Here is a 25385-nt window from a genome sequence, read left to right as displayed (position 1 = left end):
AACTGTTTGCGCTGTAGTCCCAGTCTGTAAGTGCTTTAGTGCGTATGTACGGTGAATTAACCGGGTTTGCACTCAGTCCCGCCTGACGAATCTTCTCTGCATCCCCCTGCAAGTCCCGGTAAAGTAAGCGATCTCTTGCCTGGGTAGTCGGATGAATAGCGTGCAGTTTTTACGCGGCCAGTTACGGCCGGTCTTGATGGTGATGGCGCTCGGGGCAGCCCATGCAGCTGTGGCGGCCGAGGAAATGAAGCTGACGCCGCTGAGCCAGGTTCCGCTCGGGATCGAGGTCCGGGGCAAGCAGGTGGCCGCGTATAGCTGGGATGATCGCCAGGGCCGTAACCTGCTGGTGTTGGCCGAGCAGGAAGCCGGCGAGCGTGATGATGACGGGACGCAGTCGGCGTCAATCTATGCCGCCCAGTACCTGCTAGAGGGGGATCGCCCCAAGCGCCTGTGGATGCTGCATGACGATGTGCAGCGCTGCGAATTCGACGCCAGCCTGCACTTTGATAACGCCGCGACCCGCGTCACCGACCTGCTGGGTGACGGCCTGAGCCAAGTGACCGTGGGCTACTCGCGTACATGCACCAGCGATGTCAGCCCCCGGGAGTTCAAGCTGATCATGCACATCGGCAAGTCGCACAAATACGGGCTGCGTGGTGTCGACCGCTACGGAGCCAGTTGGTGGGACGAAGAGGCCGGTGCGCTGCGCGGTATGCCGCTGCCCACCGATTGCAGCGTTGCCGGGCAGCAGGCGTTGGTCAGTCAGTACAAGGAGCAGGGCACCGATCTGCCATTGCCAGGCTGCTACAACGACGAGCATGACTTCGCCAAGGCACCCGCCACGCTGTTGGCTTTCATGCGCCAGCAGTGGTTTGCGCTGATGCAAAAACAGGACGGGGACTGGGGCCAGCAGCAAAGCCCGGCACCCGCAGAGGATGAGCCCTAGTTTGGTATGCGGCGCCGACCTGCGTTAGACTCGGCGCTCGCCAAACCACTAAATACCGAGATTAAACATAGGCTTAGTCTCGATATTTAATCTCAAGGCTGATCTATTTTGACCGAGATTTCCCGCAATCCCCTGACCCTGTATCTCGCGCGCCTGGCGCCCTCTAGCCAACTGACCATGCGCTATGTGCTGCAAGATGCGGCCGACCGCCTGGGTTTCGAAGAGATCAACCTCGAAGATATCGACTGGCACCTGCTGCAACCGGAGCACGTGATGGCTTTGGTCGCCGTGCTGCGTGAAGACGGGTATGCGCCCAACACATCGTCGCTGTATGTCAACGCGGTGCGCGGGGTGATGAACGAAGCCTGGCGCATCAGCCTGATCAGCCAGGAACACTTGCTGAAGATGCGCTCGGTCAAAGCCACCGCCGGCACGCGCTTGAGCCAGGGGCGTAACCTGCGTCGCACCTTGATCCGCGAATTGATGGACGTCTGCGCCGCCGACCCAAGGCCGCAAGGGCTGCGGGATGCGGCAGTCATCGGGATCCTGTATGGCTCGGGGATGCGCAAGTCAGAATCGGTCAACCTCGACCTGGCCCAGGTCAACTTTGCAGAGCGCAGCTTGCGGGTGATGGGCAAGGGCAATAAAGAGTTGATCAAGTACGCACCGGCCTGGGCGTTTGCCAAGTTGCAGGCCTGGCTGGAGTTTCGCCGCGAGCACTTGAAGGAAGGGGAGCAGGACGATAGCTTCCTGTTCAACCGTATCCGCCGGGGCAGCCATATCACCCGCGAACGCATTACCAAACATGCGATTTACTACATCGCCCGCCAACGCGGCGAACAGGTGGGTGTGAAAATCATGCCCCATGATTTCCGGCGCTCGTTTATTACTCGGGTGATCGAGGAGCATGACTTGTCGATTGCACAGAAACTGGCGCACCACACCAATATCCAGACCACCGCCAGCTACGATGTGCGTGATGATAACGAGCGGCGGCGGGCGATTGACCGGTTTGACCTTTGATCGCTGGAGAGTGAACACCCCCCTTGTGGCGAGCGGGCTTGCCCCGCGCTGGGTGGCGAAGCCACCCCAATAGCCTCACCCCGTTCTGCCAGGTACACCGAAGTGGCTGGTTTTGGGGCTGCTGCGCAGCCCATCGGGGGACAAGCCCCCTCGCCACAAGGGGGAGCTTTGTCGACCGCTAGCTTTTTGTGGCGAGCGGGCTTGCCCCGCGCTGGGTGGCGAAGCCGCCCCAATAGCCTCACCCAGTTCTGCCAGGTACACCGAGGTGGCTGGTTTTGGGGCTGCTGCGCAGCCCATCGGGGGACAAGCCCCCTCGCCACAAGGGGGAGCTTTGTCGACCGCTAGCTTTTTGTGGCGAGCGGGCTTGCCCCGCGCTGGGTGGCGAAGCCGCCCCAATAGCCTCACCCAGTTCTGCCAGGTACACCGAGGTGGCTGGTTTTGGGGCTGCTGCGCAGCCCATCGGGGGACAAGCCCCCTCGCCACAAGGGGGAGCTTTGTCGACCGCTAGCTTTTTGTGGCGAGCGGGCTTGCCCCGCGCTGGGTGGTGGAGCCGCCCCAATAGCCTCACCCAGTTCTGCCACAGCGTTCCCATTTAACCATGAGCCAAAAGCTGCTTTTTAAAGACCTTGAACGCTGTGACACACCAACGCCTGGCGCTCGTAGTTCAGCGCCTTGTTTTGTGCAGGCAGCGCATACGGCGCAGTACATTGCTGGTCACCCCACTTGATCGTCAGGCTGCCTTGGTCCTCTTCGACCAGTACCAAGGCATTGCCGCTGGGATCGGCGATGGCCAACTGTTTGCCGCTGGCGTCTTCCAGTGAGGCGCCGAACGCCATGCGCTGGTGCTGCGCATCAAACAGCTCAAACAGCACGCGCCGCCCGGTTTTGCCGCTGTAGCGGGCCAATACCACCGCACCGCGGCGCGGTACTAACTGCTGCGTGGCCTGGGTGATTTCAACATCGCCGCCCAGGTCGCGGGTGTCGAGGCTGATCCAGTTCACCCGATAAGGCTGTGCCGAGGGCACCACGGCATAGCCGTTGCGCCCGGTTTCAACCCCGCTGTAGCTGCTGACTTTAGCCCCGCTGATACCCGGCACCTGAACCAAGGCAAAGGTTTCGCTGACGGTCTGCCCCAGGTTGATGCCACCGGCGTGCGCCACCACTGAGCCGGCAACGTTAAGGTTTTGTGCGTCGTACCCACGGCCCTGGCTATACCCCAGGCTGATATCGGCCATGGATGTGCGGCTATTGATGTTGGCCGATCCCGATTGGCCACCCGTTCGGCTATGCCCGGCCTGGACCGAATAGAACACATCGCTGGTATCGGCCACATAACCGTTGATACCCGCCTGGGTGCTGGTATCGCCTTGCTGGGTGCTGGTGGTGACGAATGCACGCGGCGCCCGGGGCTGGCTGCCCAAGGGGAACGAAAAGGACAGGTTGAACTGCGTATCGGAGTCCGGTGCGCCCCAACTGGCAATCTGTTTGGTGCGTGTCACCCCCAGGTTGTAGCTCAGGTCGCCCCAGTTGTTGTTGTACCCCGCCGAAAAGCTCTGGGAGCCGCCACGGTTCCAATAGCGCTGGTCGGTGGCGTTCAAGTAAAGGCTGCCGAACTCGCGGTTGCGCCCGATGCTTTGGTTGATCGTCAGGTCGGTGCGGGTTTTCGAGTTGCCCGTACGCTTGACGGCACCCTCACTGGTGTCCTCGACGTGGTCGGTCAGGGTGCGGTAGCCCTCGGTCGAGTAACGATAGGCGGCCAGGGTGAAGTTGGTGTCGGTGCCGGCAAAGGTCTTGGCATACAACGCACGCACGCTGTTGCCCTGGGTCGTTTGCCCTTGGGCGGCGCTTGAGGAGTGAGTGACGTCCATCGACACCGCGCCCAGCGACGTGTTTTTGCCAACCCCCAGGGAGAGTGCCTTGTAGTCTTCGCTCACTTGCAGGCCGACAATCGCGCTGAGGTTACTGGTGAGACCGTAGGCAAGGGTGCTGCTGACAAATTGCGGGCTCGCCAAGCCGTCAGCATTGCTGCTGAATTTACCGGCTGAAACGCTGTATTTGACCTGGCCTTCACGCACCATGATCGGCAGGCTGGAGAACGCCTGGGTGGTCACGCGCCGACGGCCGTCGGCCTCGATGATGGTGATTTCCAGGTCGCCGTTCGAGCCGCTGGGGTAGATATCGTTGATCTCGAAAGGCCCGGGCGCGACGTTGGCGGTGTAGAGGATGTAGTCGTTCTGGCGGATTTCTACCGTGGCGTTGGTCTGTGCCACGCCACGAATCACCGGCGCATAACCGCGCTCGCTGTCGGCGCGCATGCCTTCGTCGGACGCCAGTTTCACGCCTCGGTAACGCACGCTGTCGAACAGGTCGGTATCGGAAAAAATCTCCCCGGCACTGAACTGGCCCTTGACCGTCGTCACGTCATGCTGCACATAGCTGCGGTTGCTGGTGAAGTTGCTCGGCCGCCCCGTGCCATTGCTCAGGTTCGATTCGTTACGCAAGCGCCATGCGCCCAGGTTGATGCCGTTGCGCAGCCCCAAGTTGTTGTTGATGCGGGTTTCATAGTCGCCGGCGGTGCGGCTGCTATTGAGTTGATAGTTGATAAACGCTGCGGGCACGCCGTCGTCCCATAACTGGGGGTCGACATAACCGCGCATGCCCCGTTGCATCGCAACCTGTGGAATGCTCGCCGCCAGGCGCAGGCGACTGGCGTCATAGCGCAGGGTGGCCTGGTCGATCAGCGTCGGTAGGTCGTAGCAGGCCTGGGGTTGGCTGGCGTCGAGCTTGCCTTGGGCTTGCAAGAGGGTCAGGTCGATCCCCAGTTGCTTGAGCAAGTCCAGGGTCAGGCACGGATCGACCCGGCCGGTCTGCGGGTTGCGCTTGAAGTCGATGTCGCGACGGCCCACCAGGACCTCATTGCTATACAAGTCGACTCGGTAGTTACCGGGCAGCACGCTGTTGGCCGACAGCAGTTGCTGCAGGTCTACCGACGATTGAGCGCCCTGCAAAAAGGTGGTGTTGAACACTTCCAGGGACGGCTCATCGGCAACGGCCCAAACGGGCGAGCCGGCAAGAATGGCCAATGACAGCGTACTCAACTTCAGAGATGTGCACGTTGTAGACACGCGTGAAGTGCGCTCGCTTGATATGTAATGATTGGGCCTGCTGCCTAAAATAAAAAACATGCAAAGAACCTATATCATCCCTGTTTATCGGACAGGCGAGGCACGCGAGTACGCACTCGAATCGAACCTGGAGGGTTTAAGGGAAACGCTTATTGCCGGGTGCGCGCCTCAGTGGCCTTGGCCGTCAGGCGCGTGGAAAGTTGTGCGGTGTATTTATCTTGTGCGCCATAGTCGTTAATGCTGGAAAAAGACAACTGCACTGTTTCGTAACCACCGAGTTGTTTAACGCTGAACTGTTTTTCGGCGCCCGGGGCAATCATTGTCGAATCGGCAGCCAGTTCCGTTTGTTGCCCGGCCTGAAGTTTTATATCGGCCATGGACACGTGATACAGCGTCGGGTTTTTTACGCTCAGCCACGACTCGGCGCCACGCTTTTGCAGTTGCCATTCCAGTTGCGCCGGCGCCGACAGTGCGCTACCTGGCAAACCGGCTGGCCGGAAAAATATCTTGATGCGCTGGCGCACCGCCAGTTGCAACGTGTTGTCGGAGGCGGCGGCCTGCGGGATCTCTTGCACATTGAGCCAGATCACGGATTCACGATCCGCCGGCATACCGCTGCCCTGGTAAAGAATGCGCAGCAATTGCTGCTCCTTGGCAAATATCCGTGCCAGTGGCGGGGTCACGGCGAACGGTGCAGCACTGGCTTGCGCATCGCTGGTATCGACCCAGGATTGAATCAATACATCCTGGTTACCGTTGCGCACGGTGATATTGGCTTCTTTATGCTCGCCATCGAAGACGATACGCGTGGCACTCAATGAAATGCTGGCGCCAGCCTGGGTCGCCATCAGCAGGGTCAACAACCCCAGGCCTGCGGCAATGGAACGAGGCAACATGATGTCTACCGTTTATGGGTCGGATAAATGGCGAGGCCCTGGGGCCTCGCGCGTGGCATTTACAGCCTTGGGGGTTATTCGTATTGCAGGATGAACGGCAGGGTGGCGTCACCACGACCCGCAGTGGAGGCGCCGGCTGCACCGGTGGTGACGTAGGCTGCGGCAAAGCTCAAGGTTGCATCGCCGCCTTCGGTGCCTTGGCCGTGCATGCTGCTTTCGATGCGGGCGCTGGCCGGGGAGCTGAGGTCGATCAGTGCGCCTTTGCTGTCGAGCAGGGCGATGCCGACGTTGCTTGCGCTGCCGTTGCCCGGGGTCAGGGCGAGGACTTTCTTGCCGGTGACCAGGCCCGAGCCGCCGCTGTTGGCGTCAAAGATCATGGCCACTTTGGTGCCCAGGTTGCAGTTCACGTTGAGGTTGAAGTCTTTGGCTGTCACACGGCCCGAGGCCGGGTTTTCAGCGGTGCCCATGTCTTTGATCGATACCGAGCCCATGTCCACCGAGATCACGCGATCGGAGTTGGCGCCGTCGACCGAGCACGCGTCGTTGTTGATCACGCCGGTGAAAGTGATTTTGCCGCTGCCACCCAGGGTCGGGGTCGGCGCAACGGGATCTTCGGCAAATGCACTGCTGCTGGCGGCAATAACTGACACAGCGATAAGGGCCAGGGAAAACTTCTTCATGATGATGTCCGTTAGTGTTGGTTGTAGAGAGGGTTGAAACTGCCAACGAACAATAGTGATTTTAGGCCTTAGAGAGAATAAGACGATTCTTATAAAGCACTGCAAGGCAAGTTAGTTAAGGAGGAGATTAGTTGATAAGGCACGAATTAGTTGAAGATATTTTGCGCCAGGCAATAAGCCAACAAGTCTTGATCACTACTGACTTCAAGTTTGCGCATGGCCGAAATCTTTTGCGCACTGATAGTCTTTGAACTTCTATTCTGGCTGCGCGCTATATCACTGACACTTTTGCCTGAAATAAACAAACGCAGTATCTCGAATTCCTTCGGCGACAGGGTCGAGAAACGCGCATCGATAGCCGTCACCGACTCGACCACCGAAGTCTTGGCGGGCTCCAGGCTGCGATACAGCGCCTGCTGCACAATAGACTTGAGGGCCACCTGGATTTCGGTGTGCAACTGGCTTTTCTGGATCACGCCCACCACGCCCATCTCTTGCAGACGGGTCAGGATCAGATGATTGGAGATCATGGTCAGGATCAGAATCTGCACCTGGGGGAAATGCCGCTTAAGGTATTCCACCAGTTTCAAACCATCGCCGTAGGGTGAATCGCCGGGCATGTTGTAATCGGTAATCACGATGTCGATAGGCTGCTGTTCAAGCAGCCCGATGAGGCCTGCCGAACAGATCGCTTCGCCCACTACTTGAAAGCGCGCGTCTCGCTCGACGAGTTCTCGCACGCCCAAAAGCACGATAGGGTGATCATCCGCAATAACCACAGTGAAGGTTTTCATAAGGGTTGCCCGTAATGCTGGTTCAGTGAGTGAGGAGGGCTCATGGCTGCACGCTGAGCAAGGCTGAAAGCCTACTGCTGACCTGGTTTATGCGCATTTCCAGCGCGGGATTGAGCCGGCCGCTGGCCAACTGGCTTTCCAGTTCGACACACGCCTGGGCCAGGTCCAGCGCCTGCACCGCGCCCAAGGCCCCGGCCACCGAGTGCAAGGTTTCGGCCAGGCGCCGGCAATCGCGTTGCTCAAGTGCGGCGCTGATGCGCTGCAGATCGTGCTGTACGCTGCTGACAAACAGCGGGCGCATTTTTTCTGACATCTGCACCGTGTCGATCACCGCCGGCAAGACGCGTACCGTCGGCCGGCACAGCTTGATCAGTTGCGCGCGCAGGGTTTGCAGGCTCAAGGGCTTGACCAGCCACGCATTCATCCCGACTGCCAGGCAACGCATGCCTTCTTCGCGCATGGCATTGGCGGTGACACCGATGATCGGTAACTGTGGGTCATGCTCCCTGAGGGTGCGGGCCAGTTCGTAGCCATTCATCAAGGGCATGTTGACGTCGGTCAGCACCAGGTCGAAGGCCTGGGGTTGCCACAGGTGCATGGCCTGCTCGCCATTGTCTGCCAAGGTAACCGTACAGCCCAGCGCTTCCAGTTGCTCCTGGATGATGGCCTGGTTTACCGGGTTGTCCTCGGCCACCAGAATGCGCAGTTGCAACTGCCCGGCGCTCTGTTGTTCGGCGTGCTGCACGGCTTCCTGCTTACCCTGCTGCGCCAGCGAGACCACCGACGCAATGGCACGCACATCATGCATATCCACTTCCCAGCCCTGGGCCGTATACAGCGGTGGGCTGTGTGCACCCGGCACACACAAGACGCGCGGCCCGGCCCAGGACAATCGTGGCCCGGCGGGCAACATGTCGACCAGTACGGCCTGCGCATTCTGTGAGGCCAGGGGCAGCGTTGCCACCGAGGCCTGGATACCCAGGCGCCCGAGCCAGTCGCACAGGGATTCGGCCAACTCGCGCACCGGCGCCTGTACATAGACCGGCGTCGCGCTCGGCTCAAGAAGGGGAAGTCCGGGCAGCTCGCCACGGCCTACCGGCAAGCTCATTTTCAAGGTGAAACTGCTACCCAGGCCGGGCTCGCTGACGACCTTGATCTGGCCATCCATCATTTCGGCGAGCCAGCGGCATATCGGCAGGCCCAGCCCGGCACCGCCTTGGCCAGCGGTGTCCGGTGCCTGGTAGAACAAGTCGAACAGCTTGGCTTGCTGCGCCTGGCTGATGCCCACGCCAGAGTCGGTCACTTGCCACTCCAGGTCCACCTTATCGGCCCCCCGGCGAAGCGCCCGGGCCCGAATCACCACGCGTCCTATGTCAGTAAATTTGAGCGCATTGCTCACCAGGTTGTTGAGGATCTGGCGGATCCGCATCGGGTCGCCGACCACACAGTCGGGCAACTGCGCATCGATGCAGCCATACAGTTGCAGGCCCTTGCGCTGGGCGAAGGCGGCGTAGGTGTGCAAGGTGTCTTCGAGCATGTCCAGGGGGCAAAACTCGATGGACTCGATTGCCATCTGCCCGGATTCGATTTTCGACACGTCGAGCACATCACTGATCAGTTGGAACAACGTGGCAGATGAGCGTTGGATGGTGTGCAGGTAGGTTTTCTGGCGCGGGTCCAGGGTCGTCAACCCGAGCAATTCCAGGGTGCCGAGCACGCCGTACAACGGTGTGCGGATTTCATGGCTCATGGTTGCCAGGAACAGCGTCTTGGCTTCATTGGCCGCATCGGCGGCGCGCCGGGCATCTTCCAGGGCCAGGGCGTCTTCAATATGCCGGGTCACGTCGTTGAACGCATAAAGCCGCACATCCTGGCCTTGATAACGGGTCGACACGAAACCGACCTGCAGGTGCCGGCCTTCGATTTCCAGGTGGGTTTCGCCACTGTCGGCGCTGTCCTGGAAGCGGCTGAGGGCCGCCACCAACCTGGCGGTGCCGGGCCATTGTTGGGCGCGCTGGTTCTCGATCAGCACCTGCCCATCCGCGCGGCCCACCACACACAGGCCGGTAGGCGCGGTGTCAATAATCACCCGACTGAATGCCACGCTTTCGGCAATCCGCTCATGGGCCTGGCGCGCCGGACGGATCACTTGCTTGCGGTACCAGCGGCTGCCGGCCCAGACAATCGCCAGTACGGCACACAGAAACAGCACCAGGCTGGTCAGTGGCCACAGGGCATAGCGGAAAAAATGCTTGTAGCTGATCCCGTAGATTGCGGTCCACTGCGACTGGGCGTCGTGGGTGATTTTGAACTCCAGCCCGTTGGCGCGAATATTCAGCCCTTCACCCAAGGCAGAGGCGCGGACCTGAGGCCCCGTCAGCGTCTGCCCGGCAGGGGAGATCAGGGTGAATCGATCGTAGATGGACGACTCCATGGTGCGTTCCACATCGTTGACATGTGCCATATCCAGCAGCGTGGCAACCATCACCTGGTTAGTGCCTTGACCCGCGCGCAAAACCTGAGGGTTCAGGGGGATGCCGATATACGCCAACAACTGCGGAGCCCCGGAGGCCTTCCCGGTTGGGGTATAGGTTTCCCAGTAAAGTCTGTCGTCTACCCGGGGCAACTGCTCGAGCCTTTGCTGCACCGCGTCGGCCTGTTCGGCCGTGGGGCCGTTGAACGGGGTTTTGCCGCCACGCTGGTAGCCGACCGCAGGCACCGCAATGTGGTAGTTGACCAGGCGGTTGAGGATAAAGACGTGGGGCGATGCGTAGGGCGACGATGACCAGTACGCGCTGTAGTAACTGGCCAGATGCACCCCCAGGGCAAAGATTTTCTGCTGCTCGCCAGGCGTGACCCGTTGCGCCTCGAACTGTGCACTGAAGGGCACCGAAAAGGCGAACTCACGACCTTCATAGCGGGTGTTGTGCATGTCCAGGCGATGGCTCTGGAGGCTGGCCTGGGTGTTCTTGTCGCTGATCAAGTCCCGTTGGATCGCCGGCTGCGCCAGGGTCCGGAGGAAGGTTTCCTGTTCCTGGATATTTTCCATCAGCCGGGCAAAATGAAACCCCACCGCGGCGTGCTGCTCATCGATGATCCGCTGCAACGCCCAGTAACTGGTGCCTGCCAGCAACAACGCGACGCCGAGCACGCCCATCAGCCCTTTGTTCAAGCGCAGTGAGCTGCGGGTGAATGCTTCCAGGATCGCGTTGTTGTGCTTCATTGATGGTTTTCGCAGGCGGCTGAGAAATCGGCGCTGGATGGAGTTTACTCCTTATACAGGTTAGACAAATCCGAGCCGGGGGCTAATGAGATGTCGCTGGGCCATCATTGTTCAACAGTTGTTGAAATTGTTCTGAGGAGACCGCGTGGGAGATCAGAAAACCCTGCACCTGGGTGCAGTCGATTTTGCGTAGCAACGCCAGTTGCTGGGGCGTCTCCACACCTTCGGCCACCACGGTCAGCCCGAGTTTGCGGCCCAGTGCGATGATGCTCGCCAGGGCCGAAGTCATGCCTTCGTTGTCATGGCAGCCCTGCACCAGCGCCTGGTCGATCTTGAGTTCGGTAAACGGGGTCGAGACCAGGTTCAGGTAAGAGCTGTAGCCCTTGCCGAAATCGTCCTGGGACAGGCCGAAACCCTTGATACGCAGGCGGCAGGCGCCGGCGTAGAAGTTGCTGATGTCCTGGGGCACCGAGCATTCCATCAGCTCGAAGCAGATCATCCCTGGGATGCCTTGGTGGTCGAGGACGAACGCCAGCAGGCGGTCTGCCAAGTCATGGCTATTGAGCAGGTGGGTCGGCAAATTGATCGACACCGGAATCTCATACCCGCGCTGGCGCCAGCGTTCCTGGGCCAGGATCGCCTGTTTGAGCACCAGCCATAGCAGGCGTTCTTCCAGGTCGAAGGTCTTGATCGCCGGCAGAAACGCGGCGGGCAACATCACCCCTTGCTCGGGGTTCATCCACCGCACCAGCGCTTCAGCGGCGACAATCCGGCCGTTGGCCAAGGATTTTTTCGGTTGGAACCAGGCCTGGATCTGCCCGTTGCCCATGGCCTGGAGGAGTGTGTGCCGGTCAATCGCCGGCGGCGTGGCAGGCGCGGGGGAGGGGCTGCGGTCTTTGTGGTTGAGCTGGCTGACCAGGCTGCGCAAGGCGTCGGCTGCGACCGGCTTGGAAATCAGGCCGATGACTTTCACATCGAGATTTTTCGCCACCAGGCTGGCCGCCATCAACATACGCCGGGAGGCGGCACTCATGATGGCCAGGGCAGGCTTGCAACGCAGGGTCGCCAGGCTCTGGATAAATTGCACACCGTCCATGCCCGGCATCAGCAGATCGGTCAGCACCAGGTCGAAATCACGCTGGCGCAAGCGCTCCAGTGCTTCGTTTCCATCCTGGGCGGACTCCAGCATGAAGTCGCCCAATTCATTGAGCAGGTTCTGCAGGTACAGGTGCTGCAGGGGATGGTCCTCGACGATCAAAATACTATAGGGCTTCATGGGGGATCCGTGTGTAGGGCTCCAGGTAGTTGAAGAGGGCCCGCAACGCAAAGGGTTTGACCAGGCAATGGTTCATTCCGGCGGCCAGGCACAAGTCTGCCTCGCCGCGCATGGCGTTGGCGGTTGCGCCGATGATAGGCAGCGCGCAACCTTGGCTGCGCAACTCCCTGGCTAATTCATAGCCGTTGACTCTGGGCATATTCACATCCGTCAGTACCACGTCGAAGTGTGAGGCCTTGCACAACTGCAGCGCTTCATGACCATCGCAGGCCAACTCCACGGTGCACCCAAGTTCCTCAAGCTGGTCACGCAAAATCAGTTGATTGATAACGTTGTCCTCAGCCACCAGCACATGCAGGTCGAGCTTGCGCAACTCACGCTTTTGCACCTGCTCGTCGACCCGGGCGACCCACAATCCCTGGGCCTGGCTGACCGCCTGGTGAATGGCGCTCAACTGGTTGAGGTTGGCATGCCACACGCCGGTCTCGGCATGCTGGCCATTGCTGCTGTTGCCACTGACCAGGATCACCGGCCCCGGCCAGTCGGGCACCAGGGGCTGTTCGATAGTGCCGGGATGCAGCTCCAGCAGCAGTTGCCCGTCGGGGTGGGTGGGCTGGCCGGTCTGGGCCCGGGCGCCCCAGCGACGCAGCCAACCGCTGATGGATTGAGCGAGTTCGGGAATGGGCGAAACCACGTAGACGGTCTCGGCGAGCAAGCTGCTCATGGGCGCGCAGGGCGCCACTTCGAGCGGCAGGGTGAGGCTGAAACTGCTGCCCAGGCCCAGTTCGCTGACCATGCGGATATGCCCATTCATCAATTGCGTCAGGCGCTGGCAAATCGGCAAGCCGAGCCCGGTACCGGCGACGACGTTGGTGTTGCCTTCGCTTTGATAGAACGGCTCGAAAATCATCGCCTGGTCTTCCTGGGCAATGCCTTTGCCGGTGTCGGACACTTGCCACAACACACTGGAGCGCTCGTCGTCGCGGTCAAGCAACTTGACCCGCAGCACCACGCGCCCGTAGTCGGTGAACTTCACCGCGTTGCTCAACAGGTTGTTGAGGATCTGCCGCAGGCGGGTGACATCGCCCCTCAGCCGCTCGGGTAACTTGGGGTCAAAGCAGGCGTACAGCTGCAACCCCTTGCCCATTGCGGCCGCGGCGTAGCCCTGGATGATTTCATTGACCAGGTCCAGGGGCGAGAACTCGCTCAGTTCCAGTGCCAATTGCCCGGCCTCGATCTTCGATACATCCAGCACATCGCAGATCAGTTGCAGCAAGGTGGCCGAAGAACCCTCTATGGCATGCAGATAGTCTTTTTGCTGGGCATCGAGCTGGGTGCGGGCCAACAGTTCCAGGGTGCCCAGCACGCCGTACAGCGGTGTGCGGATTTCGTGACTCATGGTCGCCAGGAACAGGGTTTTCGCGGCATTCGCAGCGTCGGCCGATTGCCGGGCTTCTTCCAGGGCCGCTTCCACCTGCTTGCGCGCGCTGATGTCGCTGAATGCGCAAAACAGCACATCCTCGCCTCTATAGCGGGTGGGTGCACTGCTGAGGTAAAGGTGGCGGCCGTCGAGGGTCTCGAAGTAGTCACAGTGCCCGGAGGGCTCACCATCGAATGCCTGGCGGATCCAGCCGGCGCAGAGGGTTTCACGCTCCAGGCCGGTGCCCAGCCACTGCTGGGCCAGGGTGTTTTCCAGTACCACCTGGCCGTCGGTGCGCCGCAGCACACACAGGGCCACCGGCGCGGTCTGGATCACATCGCGCCCGAAGGCTTCGCTTTCAATCAGCGCCTGGATGCCATTGATTGACGGGATGATGAAGCGTTGATTGACCCGGCGCATCACCAGCCAGATCAGCGTGACGCTGAACAGGCAAAACACCAGCGACCCGAGCAGCTCGCGCCACAACCCCCGCACCACATCGCGCAGGTTGATCGTGTACATCAGTTGCCAGTCCGACGATTTCAGTTGCTTGCGAATCACCAGGTGATCCGGCACCAGGCCATCGCCGACAAAGCCGAAAAAATTCTCGCCCTTGGGCTTGAGCAGGGACTGGTCCAGCCGTGGGTCATGGCTATTGGTAAATACCAGCATGCCCTGGGAGTTGAGCATCATGAACTCGCCCGCGCTCTGGTCATTGAGGGTTGTGGAGACTTCCTGGCTTTCCATCTCCAGGCCCAGCCACCCGGAGTCGGGATCGCGCTCATCCAGCAAAATGAACAGGTAGAGGTGGGAGTGCCCCTCGGTTTGGTCGCTGAGCCAGAGTTCGCCGGGGTCCAGTGGGTTGTGTTGCTTCAACGCCCGGAGGCGGTTGAGCATGCACTTGGAAAACGGCAGTACCTGCGGCGTCGAGTCATAGAGCCGGGTCAGTTGCGGATCGGGGCCGGCGGTTACGTAGAGCAGGTTGACCTGCTTGGTCTTCAGGTAACTGCGCATGCGCGAAGTCAGCCAGATGCTCCACTGATGGCCTGGGGCATTGCCCAGCTGCAGGCGCTGCTCTTCGCTGGAGGCCGGGTAAGCCTGGGCCTTGGCCTGGGTGGATTTGCGTACCGCTGACAGGCTCAGGCTTTCGAGCAGTGCTTCACGGGTAGTGAAGAAGGTATGAGCCTCGGCAATGGCGCTACTCATATAGCCACGCCGCTGGGAGATGTCATTGTTGAAGGTGGACAGCAGGAACGTGTAGACACCGCTCAAGATGCCGACCAATAACACGGCGGCGAAAAGACGAAGCAGCCTTCTGGCTGCTTCGGGGCGGGAAAGGACGGGATTGATCTGCAGCAGATAACTTTTAAATCGCATCGGCGGATTTTAATCGGCCACCCAGCGCCTGGGCATAAGACGATCCTTAAAAGCAGCCACGTATCTACTTGTAGAACATATCGACCACGACCGCCGCATCGAACGCGCCGGGAACGGGCAGGGTGCGCCACTTCAGGTCCGCCCTGAAGTCCTGGCGGGTGGTCTGGTTGGCCCCCTTCATCTGGGCCAGGGGGAACCATTCATTGAAGGGCAGGTTCTGGTTCGTATAGTCCCAGGACAACGCGATGCCCACGGAACTGTTGTTGGTGGGCACCAACAAGCCATTGACCACGTTCCCGCCGCCCGGGGTGGTGGCGAAGCGCGCGCTCACCGTATACGGGGTATCGCAGGCTTTGCGCAGGCTCAAGCTGAAGGCTGCGGTGCTGGCCACTTCACCGATCTGCGCCTTGCGCGAGGGCTTGGGGAAGCTCACCACATTGGGCGTAATCGTCAGGTCAGGCGTGCAGGGCACGAAGCGTATGTCGTTCACGCCGGTGACGATGTAGTTGAGGTTGCTGTTGGGGCGGTTGTTGAGACCGGTAATACCGTCCAGTTGAAACACCCGGTATTGCGACAGGGTACTGGCCTGGCCGTTTTGTGGGGTGGTACCAAACTTCTCGATAAATACGCTGAAGTTGAGGGTGAACCGGGCCTTGTCCCAACCCACGCAACTTGCCAGGGTGCAACCGCGGTCGGAGTAGAACCCAGTACCGTACTTGCCGCTGCTTTGGGTGATGGGCACCGAGTTATAGCGAATCCCGGCGCGAATACCCTGGCCGATGCTGACGCTTGCCGGGTTCAAGTAGAAATACACTTCCTCGCGCCCATGCAAGTAGTCGTCTGCGCAGATCACATTGACCGAGCGAGGGCCGGACTCCCAGATAATCGTGCCATCTGGCGCATCGGCCGCCACGGCCAATGCGGTGCCCAGGGGAGCGGTGTCGGCGATCGAGCCGCTACCGTCCACCCGGCAGGCCAGCGCGTAGCTGGTAGCGGGGAGGGCGGCGCAGGCAAACAGGGTGGCCACGAGCAGGTATTTAAGAGGTGACATAGGTCGGTATTCCCCGCGATCCATCACTTGAGGGCCGCGCGATGGCGGGCCTGCAAGCCGATATCGGTGATTTCGGTAAAGTTGATTTGGCTCCCGGCGCTGATGGGGGCCTTGGTGCTGAAGACCTTGCGTTCCCCGGGCTTGAGCAATACGTAGTCCTCCAACGCTTGAACCTGGCCGCCGGAATCGCTCTGCACATCCACCAGGGACAGATGAAACGCACTGGGATTGGTGACGGTTACCGATTGCGCATCGGTGCGGCTCCACACCAATTGCTGCACGGCCTCGGACGAACTTCCTGCAAGCCCTGGCGGGCGATAGAACAGCTTGAGACGCTGGCGCACGGCAAATTGCACACTGTCGGCGGTTTCCGGTTTCAGCGGGATTTCCATGACGTTGAGCAGGAACATCGACTCCACGTTGCCGGGCAAGCCTTCGCCGGCGTACAGAATGCGCAGCAGGTGATGCTGTTGAGCATCCAGGCGAACCAGCGGCTGGACCACGGCAAAAGGCACCGCCTGGGTTGCATCATCGTTGTCCCGAGTGACCCAGCTTTGCACCACCAATTCGCTGGGGGACTGATTGACGATATTGATGCTGGCTTCTTTGAATTGGCCAAAGTAGATCAGGCGCGTGCCTTCAATCTTGACCGCCGCCTGCGCGCAGGGCGCCAGGGCCAGCAGCGCTGCAACCAGCGCGCTGATCCAGAGCAAGGGACGGCACAATGGCCAGTGGTTGAGTGGTGACATGAGGGCCCGTAGCTTTCCTGGGTATGTTCGCAGTGGCTTCGGGGTGCATGGTAGGAGGTGGGGGCTGGGGATTCTCTCAGGCGATTCTTAAAAGCCAAAATCAGGGCTGGGACGCTTTCTGCTGGTCGCCACCGAAAGTGACGCTCTTGTTAAAGAAATACCCCACCACACGCCATTGCTGGTCATCGTTGCGAAACACCACCTTTTCCCGGACGGTGGTGGTGGAGAACGTCGAGGCGAACTCGATAAGCGCGTATTTACCGGCGGGCGCATCAGGCATCTGCTCGGTAAAGCCAATGGCAGCCGGTTCCCGTTTGTGCAGTGTCCCCAAACCAAGGCGCAGGGCCTTGAGCCCATTGACCCATACCAACTCGGAGGTTTTCGCCTGCAGCACCGGGCTGACGGCTGGCCAGGTCCGGTCGGCCTTACCCGCATCCAGTAGCTCCAGAAACACCACTGCAGTATCCAATACCTGCTGTTGCTGTTGCGGTGTCCCCGGATCGGACGCCATGACCTTGGGCGTGCTGTTGTTGAAACTGATATCGCAGCCGCCAAGCAGCACCACACTGCACAGCACAATCGCCAACAGCTTCATGCAAAACCTCCAGGGGCGCCTTCATCCGTTGGGACGAGTAAAGACGAGCTTTGGACGCGTTGCCATGGGCCGGGTTAAAAAACCGATCTCAGCTTGGGCTGCCTTGAATCGAGCGCGCCTGCCAATCGCGCAGCCATTGCAAACCTTGGGATGTGTTGCCCCGTGGCCGGTATTCGCAACCCACCCAGCCGGTGTAGCCCAACTGGTCAATCAGCTCGAACACATAGGGGTAGTTCAACTCGTTGTGCAGGTCCGGCTCGTGGCGATCCGGCACGCCCGCAATCTGGATATGGCCGATACCGGCGAAATCCCGGCGCAGCGTCGTCGCCACGTCGCCTTCGACGATCTGGCAATGGTAGATATCGAATTGGACTTTCAGGTTGGCGTGGCCGACCGCTTTGCAGATGGCGTGCGCCTGATGCTGGTGGTTGAGGAAAAAGCCCGGGATGTCCCGGGTATTGATCGGCTCCAGCAATACGGTGACACCCATTTTGGCGGCCTGGGTTGCTGCGTAGTCGAGGTTCTCCAGGTAGGTCTGCTGGTGCCTGGCGCGATCGGCCTCGTCTGCCAGCAGCCCGGCCATTACGTGAATGCGGTCGTTGCCCAGGACGGCGGCATATTCCAGGGCCTGATCGAAACCTGCGCGAAACTCCGGTTCGCGGCCGGGCAAGGATGCGGTGCCTTTTTCCCCTGCCGCGATATCGCCGGGCGGCGCGTTGAACAGGGCCTGGACCAAGCCATTGTCGTCAAGCCGCTGCTTGAGTTGCTGCGCGGGATAAGCGTAGGGGAACATGTATTCCACGGCGCGGAAACCGTCGCTAGCGGCGGCGGCAAAGCGGTCGAGAAAATCATGTTCGGGGTAAAGCATGCTGAGGTTGGCAGCGAAACGAGGCATGAAGACTCCTGCGGTGAAAAATCAATCGTATGGCCTGGGTTACCACTGAACCCCAAAGACCTCGTGCAACTCATCCAGTGCCGACTGAGGTAGGGGAGTCGGTCGTGGCTGGTTCATCAACCACAGGCGTGCGGTTTCTTCCAGCTCTTCCAGGGCGTAGCTGGCCTTGGACACTGAGCTTTCCCAGATCACCGGCCCCAGGCGTTCAAGCATTACACCGCGCACCAGGTTAGCCAACTGCGCCACGCGCTCGGCGACCTTGGGGGAGCCGGGACGTTCATAGGCGATCTGCGGAATGCGCCCGACTTTCATCACTTGATAAGGCGTCAACGGCGGCAGGATCATATCGTCCTGCCAGACGCCGGCCAGGGTCAGCGCCACCAGGTGAGTGGAGTGGGTGTGGACCACGCCGCCAACCCCGGGGTTGCGATCGTAGACTTGACGGTGCAGCGCCAGCGTCTTGGAAGGTTTGTCACCGCTGACCCAGTCCCCGGCCAGGCTGACCTTGGCTATCGCCGCCGGGTCGAGGCGCCCCAGGCAGGCGTCCGTGGGGGTGATCAGCCAGCCGTCGTCCAACCGCGCACTGATGTTGCCGGCGCTGCCCACCGTGTAGCCACGGGTATACAACGAAGCGCCAACCTCACAGATCTCTTCACGCAGGGTGTTTTCGTTGCTCATGCCGGAACTCCTGCCAGTTGCTTGAGAGCCTTGTCGAAGAAGTCCACACCACCGAAATTGCCCGACTTGAGTGCCAGCGCCAGCGGTTCCCCGGGCGTGCTGACGCAGGCGGGTACTCCAGGGTCGATTTGCGCGCCAATCTGCAATAGCTGGATATTCAGCGCCTGGACCACGGCGCCCGAGGTTTCCCCGCCGGCGACCACAAAGCGCCGTACGCCGGCCTCGCGCAGACCGCTGGCGATCCGCCCCATGGCTTGCTCGACCAAATGCCCCGCACGCTCGGCGCCCAGCTCGCGCTGGACCGCCTTGACCTCGTCGGCCGTGTTGGTGGCGTAGATCAGCACAGTTTGCGCATGGTCGGCAGCGAAGGCCAGTGCGTCCTCAACCACCGGCTTTCCCGCCGCCAACGCCAGCGGGTCGACCCGCATCGCCGGACGACCTGCCTGCAGCCAGTTCGCGATCTGGCCCAGGGTGGCCTGGGAAGCGCTCCCCGCAAGTACCACCGCCGCGCCTTGGACCACGGGCACGTGCGCGGCGTCGAGGTCGCGCAGCTTGCCGGCACGCCGGAAGTTGCCCGGCAGGCCCAGCGCCAACCCGGAACCGCCGGTGAGCAGCGGCAAGTCCGCACAGGCTTCGCCCAGTAGATAGAGATCGGTATCACACAGGGCGTCGGCGACAGCCATGCTGACACCGTCGGCGCGCAGTTGAGCAATGCGCGTGCGTATGCTCTCCACGCCGGCGGAAACGCTGTCGTGGCGCAACAGGCCAACCTTGCCTTGGGTCTGCGCTTGCAGCACGCGAACCAGGTTTGCGTCTGTCATGGGCGTCAATGGGTGATGCTGCATGCCCGACTCGCTGAGCAATTGGTCTTGAACGAACAAATGCCCACGAAACACCGTGCGGCCGTTTTCCGGGAAGGCGGGGCAGGCAAGGGTGAAATCGCTGCCAAGGGCCTGCAGCAAGGCTTCGCTGACCTGGCCGATATTGCCGGCCGCCGTTGAGTCGAAGGTTGAACAGTATTTGAAGAATATCTGTTCACAGCCACGTTCACGCAGCCAGTGCAGCGCTTGGAGTGATTCCTCGACGGCATCGGCGGCCGGTACCGTGCGCGATTTCAGGGCGATGACAATCGCGTCGGCATCGAGTTGGTCGGCAACATCGGCAGCGGGAATGCCGATGCTTTGCACCGTGCGCATGCCGCCGCGTACCAGCATGTTGGCAAGGTCGGTGGCACCGGTGAAGTCATCGGCGATGCAACCCAGCAGCGGCCGGGCAGGGGCATTCAACATGTCGAACTCCTCAAGCGGGTTTAACCGGGCTGGTATTCATGGATGAACTGCTCGATCACATCGGTGAAACGCTCATCCGCGGTGAAGCCCAGGTCCCGGGAGTAGGTGGCACAAAACGCGCCCGGCCAGGAACCGACGATGCGCTCAATCGCCTGATTGGGTTCCAGGCGAATGCGTTCGGCCACTTGCGCGCCGGCTGTCTGGCGCAGGGCGTCGATCATGCGCTCTACCGTGATCGACAGGCCCGGCATGTTGATCACTCGGCCCTGCGTCAACTGCTCGCTCCCCAGTTCATGGCCATGGATCAGGTTGCGAATGGCCTGTGCAGGCGACATCAGCCAGAGCCGGGTGTCCAGTGGTACCGGGCAGACGCTGGTCTGGCCGCTGAGCGGTTCGCGGATGATACCGCTGGCGAAGCTGGAGGCTGCAAGGTTTGGCTTGCCCGGGCGCACGACGATGGTCGGCATGCGCAGGCTGCGACCGTCGACGAACGCACGCCGGCTGTAATCGGCAAGTAGCAGGTCGTTCATGGCTTTTTGTGTGCCGTAGGAGCTTTGTGGCGCCCATACCTGGTTATCTGGCACCTGTTCCGGCAACTGCCCGCCGAACACCGCGACGGAGCTGGTCATCACCCATTTTGGGCATGTGCCAAGCTGGCGCACGCGCTCCAACATGTGCTGGGTTGCACTGAAGTTGATGCGCATGCCCAGTTCGAAATCGGCTTCGGCCTGGCTGGAAACCACCGCAGCCAGATGGAAAATGCTGTCGGTATTGGCATCGATCAGGCGCTCCAGCACGTGGGCGTTGGCGATATCGCCACACACCACTTTTACCCGGGGGTCATTGATCCCCGTCAGTTCGACCATGTCGAACGCGACAATCTGCCCGATGGGCCGGGACTGGCCCATGCGGTCGGTGAGCGAACCACGCAGCAGCAGCGCTTCGATCAGGCGGCGGCCAAGGAAGCCGGCTGCACCGGTCACGAGAATATTCATGAGTTACTCCAAACGTCAGCGGTTGACGAGTTTTCCGGGAATTCTGAAGACCAGCAGGGCGCCGAGGAACAGTGCGCTTGCCATCACATACATGCCGATTGTGGTGCTGTGGGTCAGGTCCTTGAGGAAGCCCATCAGGTAGGGCGAGACGAAGCCCGCCAGGTTGCCCCAGGAGTTGATCAAGGCGATCCCGGCAGCCGCCGCCGTACCGCCAAGGAACGCAGTCGGCAGGCTCCAGAACAGCGGCAGGGTGCTCATGGCGCCCATCGAACCCAGGGTCAGGCCGATCATCGACACCGTGAAGTTGTCGCTCCAGGTCGCAGAGATGAACAGGCCGATGCCCCCGAGCACGGCGGTCAGCGCCAGGTGCCAGCGCCGTTCGCGCAACCGGTCGGCACTGCGCGAAACCAGGATCATGGTCAGAGCAGCGGCGGCGTAAGGGATGGCGGTGAGCATGCCCACCTCGAACACATCGCTGACACCGGCCTGGCGGATAAGGGTCGGCAACCAGAAACCGACCGTGTAGAAACCGGCGATCATGCAGAAGTAGATGGCCGTCAACAGCCAGATACGCGGCTGCAGGAACACCTCTTTGAGGCTGTGTTTCTGGTGGCCGACGGCTTCTGCGTCAATGCGCGCCTGCAGCAGGGTTTTTTCTTCACGGGTGAGCCAGCCAGCGCTGGAGATACGGTCGCTGAGGCAGAAAACCACCAGGAAGCCGACAGCAATCGAGGGTAGCCCTTCGAGGAAAAACAACCATTGCCAGCCCGCATATCCATGAGCCCCGTTGAAGGCGCTCATGATCCAGCCGGACAACGGCGCGCCTATCAGCCCGGACAGCGGCACGGCGGTGGCGAACAGCGCGTACATCTTGCCGCGGCGGTGGGTCGGGAACCAGTAGGACAGATAGAGGATGACCCCCGGATAGAACCCGGCCTCGGCGATCCCGAGCAGGAAACGCATGATGTAGAAGGATGTCGGCGTCGTCACCAGGGCCATGGCCGAGGAGATGATGCCCCAGGTGATCATGATGCGTGCGATCCACAACCGCGCGCCGACACGATGCAGGATCAGGTTGCTGGGCACCTCGACGAGGAAGTAGGCAATGAAGAAAATCCCTGCGCCGAGGCCATAGACAGCTTCGGAAAATTGCAGATCGTCAGACATCTGCAACTTGGCGAAACCGACGTTTACCCGATCCAGGTAGGCGACCAGGTAGCACAGCAACAACAGCGGCATGATCCGCCACGCCACTTTGCGATACGCCAGGTTCTCGAAGCGATCTGCGGGTACGACGGCACTGGTTTGAATCACTGATTCAGTCATGTGTTTCCCCCATCCTTATTTTTATAGTGGGTGGCGTTGTTTGTGTCGGATTACATGATGGGGCGTTTTTTATCATAATACGTCATACGAATTCAACGACTAAATCCAGAGAGGACGGCGGGTCTAAAATGCAGTACCTTTCACAGATTTGAGCCAGAGTCGTCTATGCCCACTCCTGACAAATCCTCCTGTAGTGCCGATACGCTGGGTACCCTGAAGGACTCCGCCAAGGGCACACTGTCCGATCAGGTGACGGCGGCCCTCAAGGCCTATATCGCCAGCGGCGAAGCGCTGCCAGGCCATCGCCTGCCCACCGAACCGGTACTTTCGCAGCGTTTTGGCGTCAGCCGCACCGTCATCCGCGAGGCCATTTCGCGCCTGAAGTCGGCCGGCCTGGTCGAGGTCCGCCAGGGCAGCGGTACGGTGGTCAGCGAAGGGGCACACATCAAGGCATTCACGATTGACCTGGATGTCGGCGGGTCGATCGAGGCGGTATTGAGAGTCACCGAACTGCGCCGCGGCATCGAAGGCGAGGCGGCGGCATTGGCGGCCCAGCGACACTCACCGGCGCAACTGGAAGCCATCCACCATGCGCTCAAGGCCATTGATGCAGCGGAGCAGGGGAGCCGCGATGGGGTTGAGGAAGACTTGGCGTTTCATCACTCCATCTCCAAGGCGACCGGCAATCCGTTGTACCCGTCATTGCACGAATTCATCGCGCAATTCATCAAAGAGGCGATCCGCATCACACGCTCCAACGAAGAGCGGCGCCGAGACCTGGCCAAGACCGTCCGGGCCGAGCACTTTGCCGTGTACGCGGCCATTGCCGCGCGTGATCCAGAAGGCGCACGGCAAGCGGCGCTGGAGCATATCAATAATGCGGTAGAGCGACTTAAAAGTGCGGATCCGTCGTTTTGGCAGAGTCCAGGGGCGAGGAAGGTTTAGTGTTTGAGCTTGGGAATGTGAGCGGTTTTTTTATAACTAAACTAAACAGTCATTTAGTTTAGTTATATTTATTGTTTATATTATAAGGGGGCGGTCTATATGTGGGGAAGGCTTACGTCAGGTCTATGGGTGGCATGTTTCGTGACCAGCGCCACGGCGCTGGCGGATGAATTGCCGCGTAGCGAGCAGATAAAAGCGTTCCGCGCTGCTGGATTTAACCAAGAGACGTCGGAGTGCGAAATCGAAACAACAGGTAGCTACACGCCGGCAACCATGGAGTTGGTTGAAGACCTGAACGGTGACGGTCGGCCGGATGCCTTGATTACCGAAGGCAGCACTGACTGTTATGGGCAAGCAGGTACTGGATTTTATCTAGTCAGCCAGCAACCTGACGGTCACTGGAAACTCATGCTTAAAGAAAGCGGCGTCGCTGAGTTTCTCGCTAGCAAAGGCAGTAATGGCTGGCCTGATATCGAAGTCGGCGGCCCGGGCTTTTGTTTCCCAGTACTGCGTTACGACGGGCAACGTTATCGATTTCACCACAGCGTTGGTGAACGGTGTGCTGACTCGCCGTAAACGTCCGATGGCCCAAGGGTCAAACGAAGGCAGGTCAGCGAGGGCGACGGTGGCTGCTTTTGAATCTGGGGTGCGGTTGGTTCTATGTCGCTTAGTGAAATGCACCGAAAGAGCCCCTGCAGGACAGTCTGCTTGGTTCGCATAATGTATATTATGTTAAACCAGATGCCATGTTAGAAATGCTCATGAGTGTCCATTTTCACGATCCTGTGACTATTCTTCCAAAAACCTCTGTCGCGTTAGAATTCATGGCCTTACCTTACATTCCTCTCAGCTAGCCTAGACTTACCTTCCACTAATCAGTGTCGTGTCCCGCTTACCATTCAACGTCTACACTCACCGCTAACAAATTCGATATTACGATGCTGGTGTCCACATGGCGTCACCGTTTGTCTCTTTCCCAATTTTCTGCCCTTACGCTGAATGGCGTCCATCAGGCCTCAGTCAATTTCCACAAAATGCCGATGTGATCGCTAACTTAGAGGCCGTCTCAGCTTCCAGCTTTCCATTTTTCAGCGTCTGGTACTGCCAACGATATCTGGCTTGGTTGGCCCATAGCTGGAGTCCTGAGCAAGCTTCTGAGGCTTACTATTTTGAAACCACTCACCTCGAGCGCCTTCTAAACTGGAGCTTCTCTCAAGGCTTTTCATTGTTGGATTTAGATTCCAAGGCGCTCCTTCAGTACGCGTCCTTTTTTTGCAATCCGCGGCCTGACTGGTGCGCTCCTAAAGCGTGTTCAAAATTCCTCGCGGATCCATTGGATCGTTACCAGAACTGGATGATCAACCCTGACTGGCGGCCGTTCCTTTCGTTATCTCGTGATGCATCACGCCAACTTGGTCTCGCGCAGGCCGTTCTGAATAAGTTCTATGACTTTTATTATCATGAGATTTCCTCAAACCGACCCGTACCAATCCTAAAAGGTAAGTCCCTGCATTCGAAGAATTCGCCGAAATTGACAGATTATGAAATGGACTGGTATGTGAGCAATCTTCAAGACCTACCTTACGGTGAGTCTTACAAAATAAGCACGCTCGTATATTTTGCACTCGCTAGGAGTTCAAGGCGCACGCGACGGCGGTTAGTGGGCACGTCGAGCAATCCTGGATTGCTCAACCAATTTTCAAAGAATTCTGAGGGCGAATGGGGAGAATTACTCCCCAGAGGTGAATTCAGGGTCTTAGGTAATGAATTCACTCTTATGTTTGAACGTTATCTGAGACATTTGGGACTGGATTCTGAAATGCCGATACCCCCGCATAGGCTGTTCGCGACATCGCCTGATAGTAAATTTGCGCGAAAATGCAGGGCAGAATTGGTCAGAATGGCTCTTGCATCTGAGGATGTCCAAATTAGAGAGGCTGCAAATAAATTCCGATTCCTTACATTTTCCTCCATGCGTAGATCGTCAACATCCTAGTGCAAGGCTGCTAATTCTCCTCGACACAAAGATATTTCGGATCGCTCATCGCTTTATGTAATGGGCTGGAGGGCAAAATTACGGACTTTTATGGATATTGACAATG

General features: G+C 59.7%; 20 protein-coding genes. 5 read left to right on the top strand and 15 right to left on the bottom strand.

The window, feature by feature from the left end; translation table 11 throughout:
* The first annotated feature begins 151 nt into the window (after positions 1-151).
* Both GDV60_RS13595 and xerC read left to right on the top strand, forming a co-directional pair.
* Entirely contained in the window at positions 152-946 is a 795-nt protein-coding gene (locus tag GDV60_RS13595; RefSeq protein ID WP_159907667.1) for a M949_RS01915 family surface polysaccharide biosynthesis protein, read from the top strand.
* A 108-nt stretch (positions 947-1054) separates the two neighbouring features.
* On the top strand, positions 1055-1969 hold the full coding sequence (gene xerC, locus GDV60_RS13590) for a tyrosine recombinase XerC (protein WP_159907665.1): 915 nt from the start codon (positions 1055-1057) through the stop codon (positions 1967-1969).
* A gap of 617 nt (positions 1970-2586) precedes the next feature.
* Here the strand turns inward: xerC and GDV60_RS13585 are convergent.
* The 15 genes from GDV60_RS13585 to GDV60_RS13515 all read right to left on the bottom strand — a co-directional run bounded on the left by GDV60_RS13585 (position 2587) and on the right by GDV60_RS13515 (position 22338).
* Positions 2587-5154: a fimbria/pilus outer membrane usher protein gene (locus GDV60_RS13585; RefSeq protein ID WP_159907662.1), complete on the bottom strand. Its 2568-nt coding sequence runs from the start codon at positions 5152-5154 to the stop codon at positions 2587-2589.
* Between the two features lie 89 nt (positions 5155-5243).
* Positions 5244-5990 carry a molecular chaperone gene (locus tag GDV60_RS13580; RefSeq protein WP_029291681.1) on the bottom strand — a complete coding sequence of 249 codons (747 nt, stop codon included), beginning with the start codon at positions 5988-5990 and terminating at the stop codon, positions 5244-5246.
* A gap of 74 nt (positions 5991-6064) precedes the next feature.
* Positions 6065-6670, bottom strand: coding sequence for a fimbrial protein (locus GDV60_RS13575; RefSeq protein ID WP_070994850.1), 606 nt, complete (start codon positions 6668-6670; stop codon positions 6065-6067).
* Positions 6671-6816: 146 nt separating this feature from the next.
* The gene (locus GDV60_RS13570; RefSeq protein WP_159907660.1) at positions 6817-7464 is read right to left on the bottom strand and encodes a response regulator; all 648 of its coding nucleotides are present in this window, start codon (positions 7462-7464) and stop codon (positions 6817-6819) included.
* A 40-nt stretch (positions 7465-7504) separates the two neighbouring features.
* Positions 7505-10687: a hybrid sensor histidine kinase/response regulator gene (locus tag GDV60_RS13565; protein ID WP_159907657.1), complete on the bottom strand. Its 3183-nt coding sequence runs from the start codon at positions 10685-10687 to the stop codon at positions 7505-7507.
* An 82-nt stretch (positions 10688-10769) separates the two neighbouring features.
* Positions 10770-11963, bottom strand: a complete 1194-nt coding sequence (locus GDV60_RS13560; RefSeq protein WP_029291689.1) for an EAL domain-containing protein — start codon at positions 11961-11963, stop codon at positions 10770-10772.
* Positions 11950-14760 carry an ATP-binding protein gene (locus GDV60_RS13555; RefSeq protein ID WP_104912387.1) on the bottom strand — a complete coding sequence of 937 codons (2811 nt, stop codon included), beginning with the start codon at positions 14758-14760 and terminating at the stop codon, positions 11950-11952. Before GDV60_RS13555 ends, GDV60_RS13560 begins: the two co-directional genes overlap by 14 nt.
* 64 nt (positions 14761-14824) lie before the next feature.
* Entirely contained in the window at positions 14825-15811 is a 987-nt protein-coding gene (locus GDV60_RS13550) for a fimbrial protein (RefSeq protein ID WP_092236705.1), read from the bottom strand.
* A 23-nt stretch (positions 15812-15834) separates the two neighbouring features.
* Positions 15835-16560: a molecular chaperone gene (locus tag GDV60_RS13545; protein WP_159907655.1), complete on the bottom strand. Its 726-nt coding sequence runs from the start codon at positions 16558-16560 to the stop codon at positions 15835-15837.
* A 100-nt stretch (positions 16561-16660) separates the two neighbouring features.
* Entirely contained in the window at positions 16661-17155 is a 495-nt protein-coding gene (locus GDV60_RS13540; RefSeq protein WP_092236701.1) for a DUF4019 domain-containing protein, read from the bottom strand.
* Between the two features lie 88 nt (positions 17156-17243).
* Positions 17244-18050: a 2-oxo-tetronate isomerase gene (gene otnI, locus GDV60_RS13535; RefSeq protein ID WP_159907653.1), complete on the bottom strand. Its 807-nt coding sequence runs from the start codon at positions 18048-18050 to the stop codon at positions 17244-17246.
* Positions 18051-18089: 39 nt separating this feature from the next.
* Positions 18090-18728, bottom strand: a complete 639-nt coding sequence (locus GDV60_RS13530) for an aldolase (protein ID WP_159907650.1) — start codon at positions 18726-18728, stop codon at positions 18090-18092.
* Entirely contained in the window at positions 18725-20017 is a 1293-nt protein-coding gene (otnK, locus tag GDV60_RS13525; RefSeq protein ID WP_159907648.1) for a 3-oxo-tetronate kinase, read from the bottom strand. The genes GDV60_RS13530 and otnK overlap by 4 nt, the downstream gene beginning before the upstream one ends.
* A gap of 20 nt (positions 20018-20037) precedes the next feature.
* Positions 20038-21012, bottom strand: a complete 975-nt coding sequence (gene denD / locus GDV60_RS13520; protein ID WP_159907645.1) for a D-erythronate dehydrogenase — start codon at positions 21010-21012, stop codon at positions 20038-20040.
* Positions 21013-21027: 15 nt separating this feature from the next.
* Positions 21028-22338 (bottom strand): MFS transporter, encoded by a 1311-nt coding sequence (locus GDV60_RS13515; protein ID WP_159907643.1) that lies wholly within the window; start codon positions 22336-22338, stop codon positions 21028-21030.
* A 165-nt stretch (positions 22339-22503) separates the two neighbouring features.
* Here GDV60_RS13515 and GDV60_RS13510 point away from each other — a divergent pair, with 165 nt between their 5' ends.
* From GDV60_RS13510 to GDV60_RS13500, 3 genes are all read left to right on the top strand, one after another.
* Entirely contained in the window at positions 22504-23283 is a 780-nt protein-coding gene (locus GDV60_RS13510) for a FadR/GntR family transcriptional regulator (RefSeq protein WP_029291706.1), read from the top strand.
* A gap of 141 nt (positions 23284-23424) precedes the next feature.
* Entirely contained in the window at positions 23425-23859 is a 435-nt protein-coding gene (locus GDV60_RS13505; RefSeq protein WP_159907640.1) for a hypothetical protein, read from the top strand.
* 376 nt (positions 23860-24235) lie between these two features.
* On the top strand, positions 24236-25279 hold the full coding sequence (locus GDV60_RS13500; protein WP_159907638.1) for a hypothetical protein: 1044 nt from the start codon (positions 24236-24238) through the stop codon (positions 25277-25279).
* Positions 25280-25385: the final 106 nt, after the last annotated feature.

Origin of the sequence: Pseudomonas sp. DTU12.1, assembly GCF_009873475.1 — a bacterium.
Taxonomy (GTDB): Bacteria; Pseudomonadota; Gammaproteobacteria; order Pseudomonadales; family Pseudomonadaceae; genus Aquipseudomonas; species Aquipseudomonas proteolytica.
This window is presented reverse-complemented; position numbering and strand designations above follow the sequence as displayed.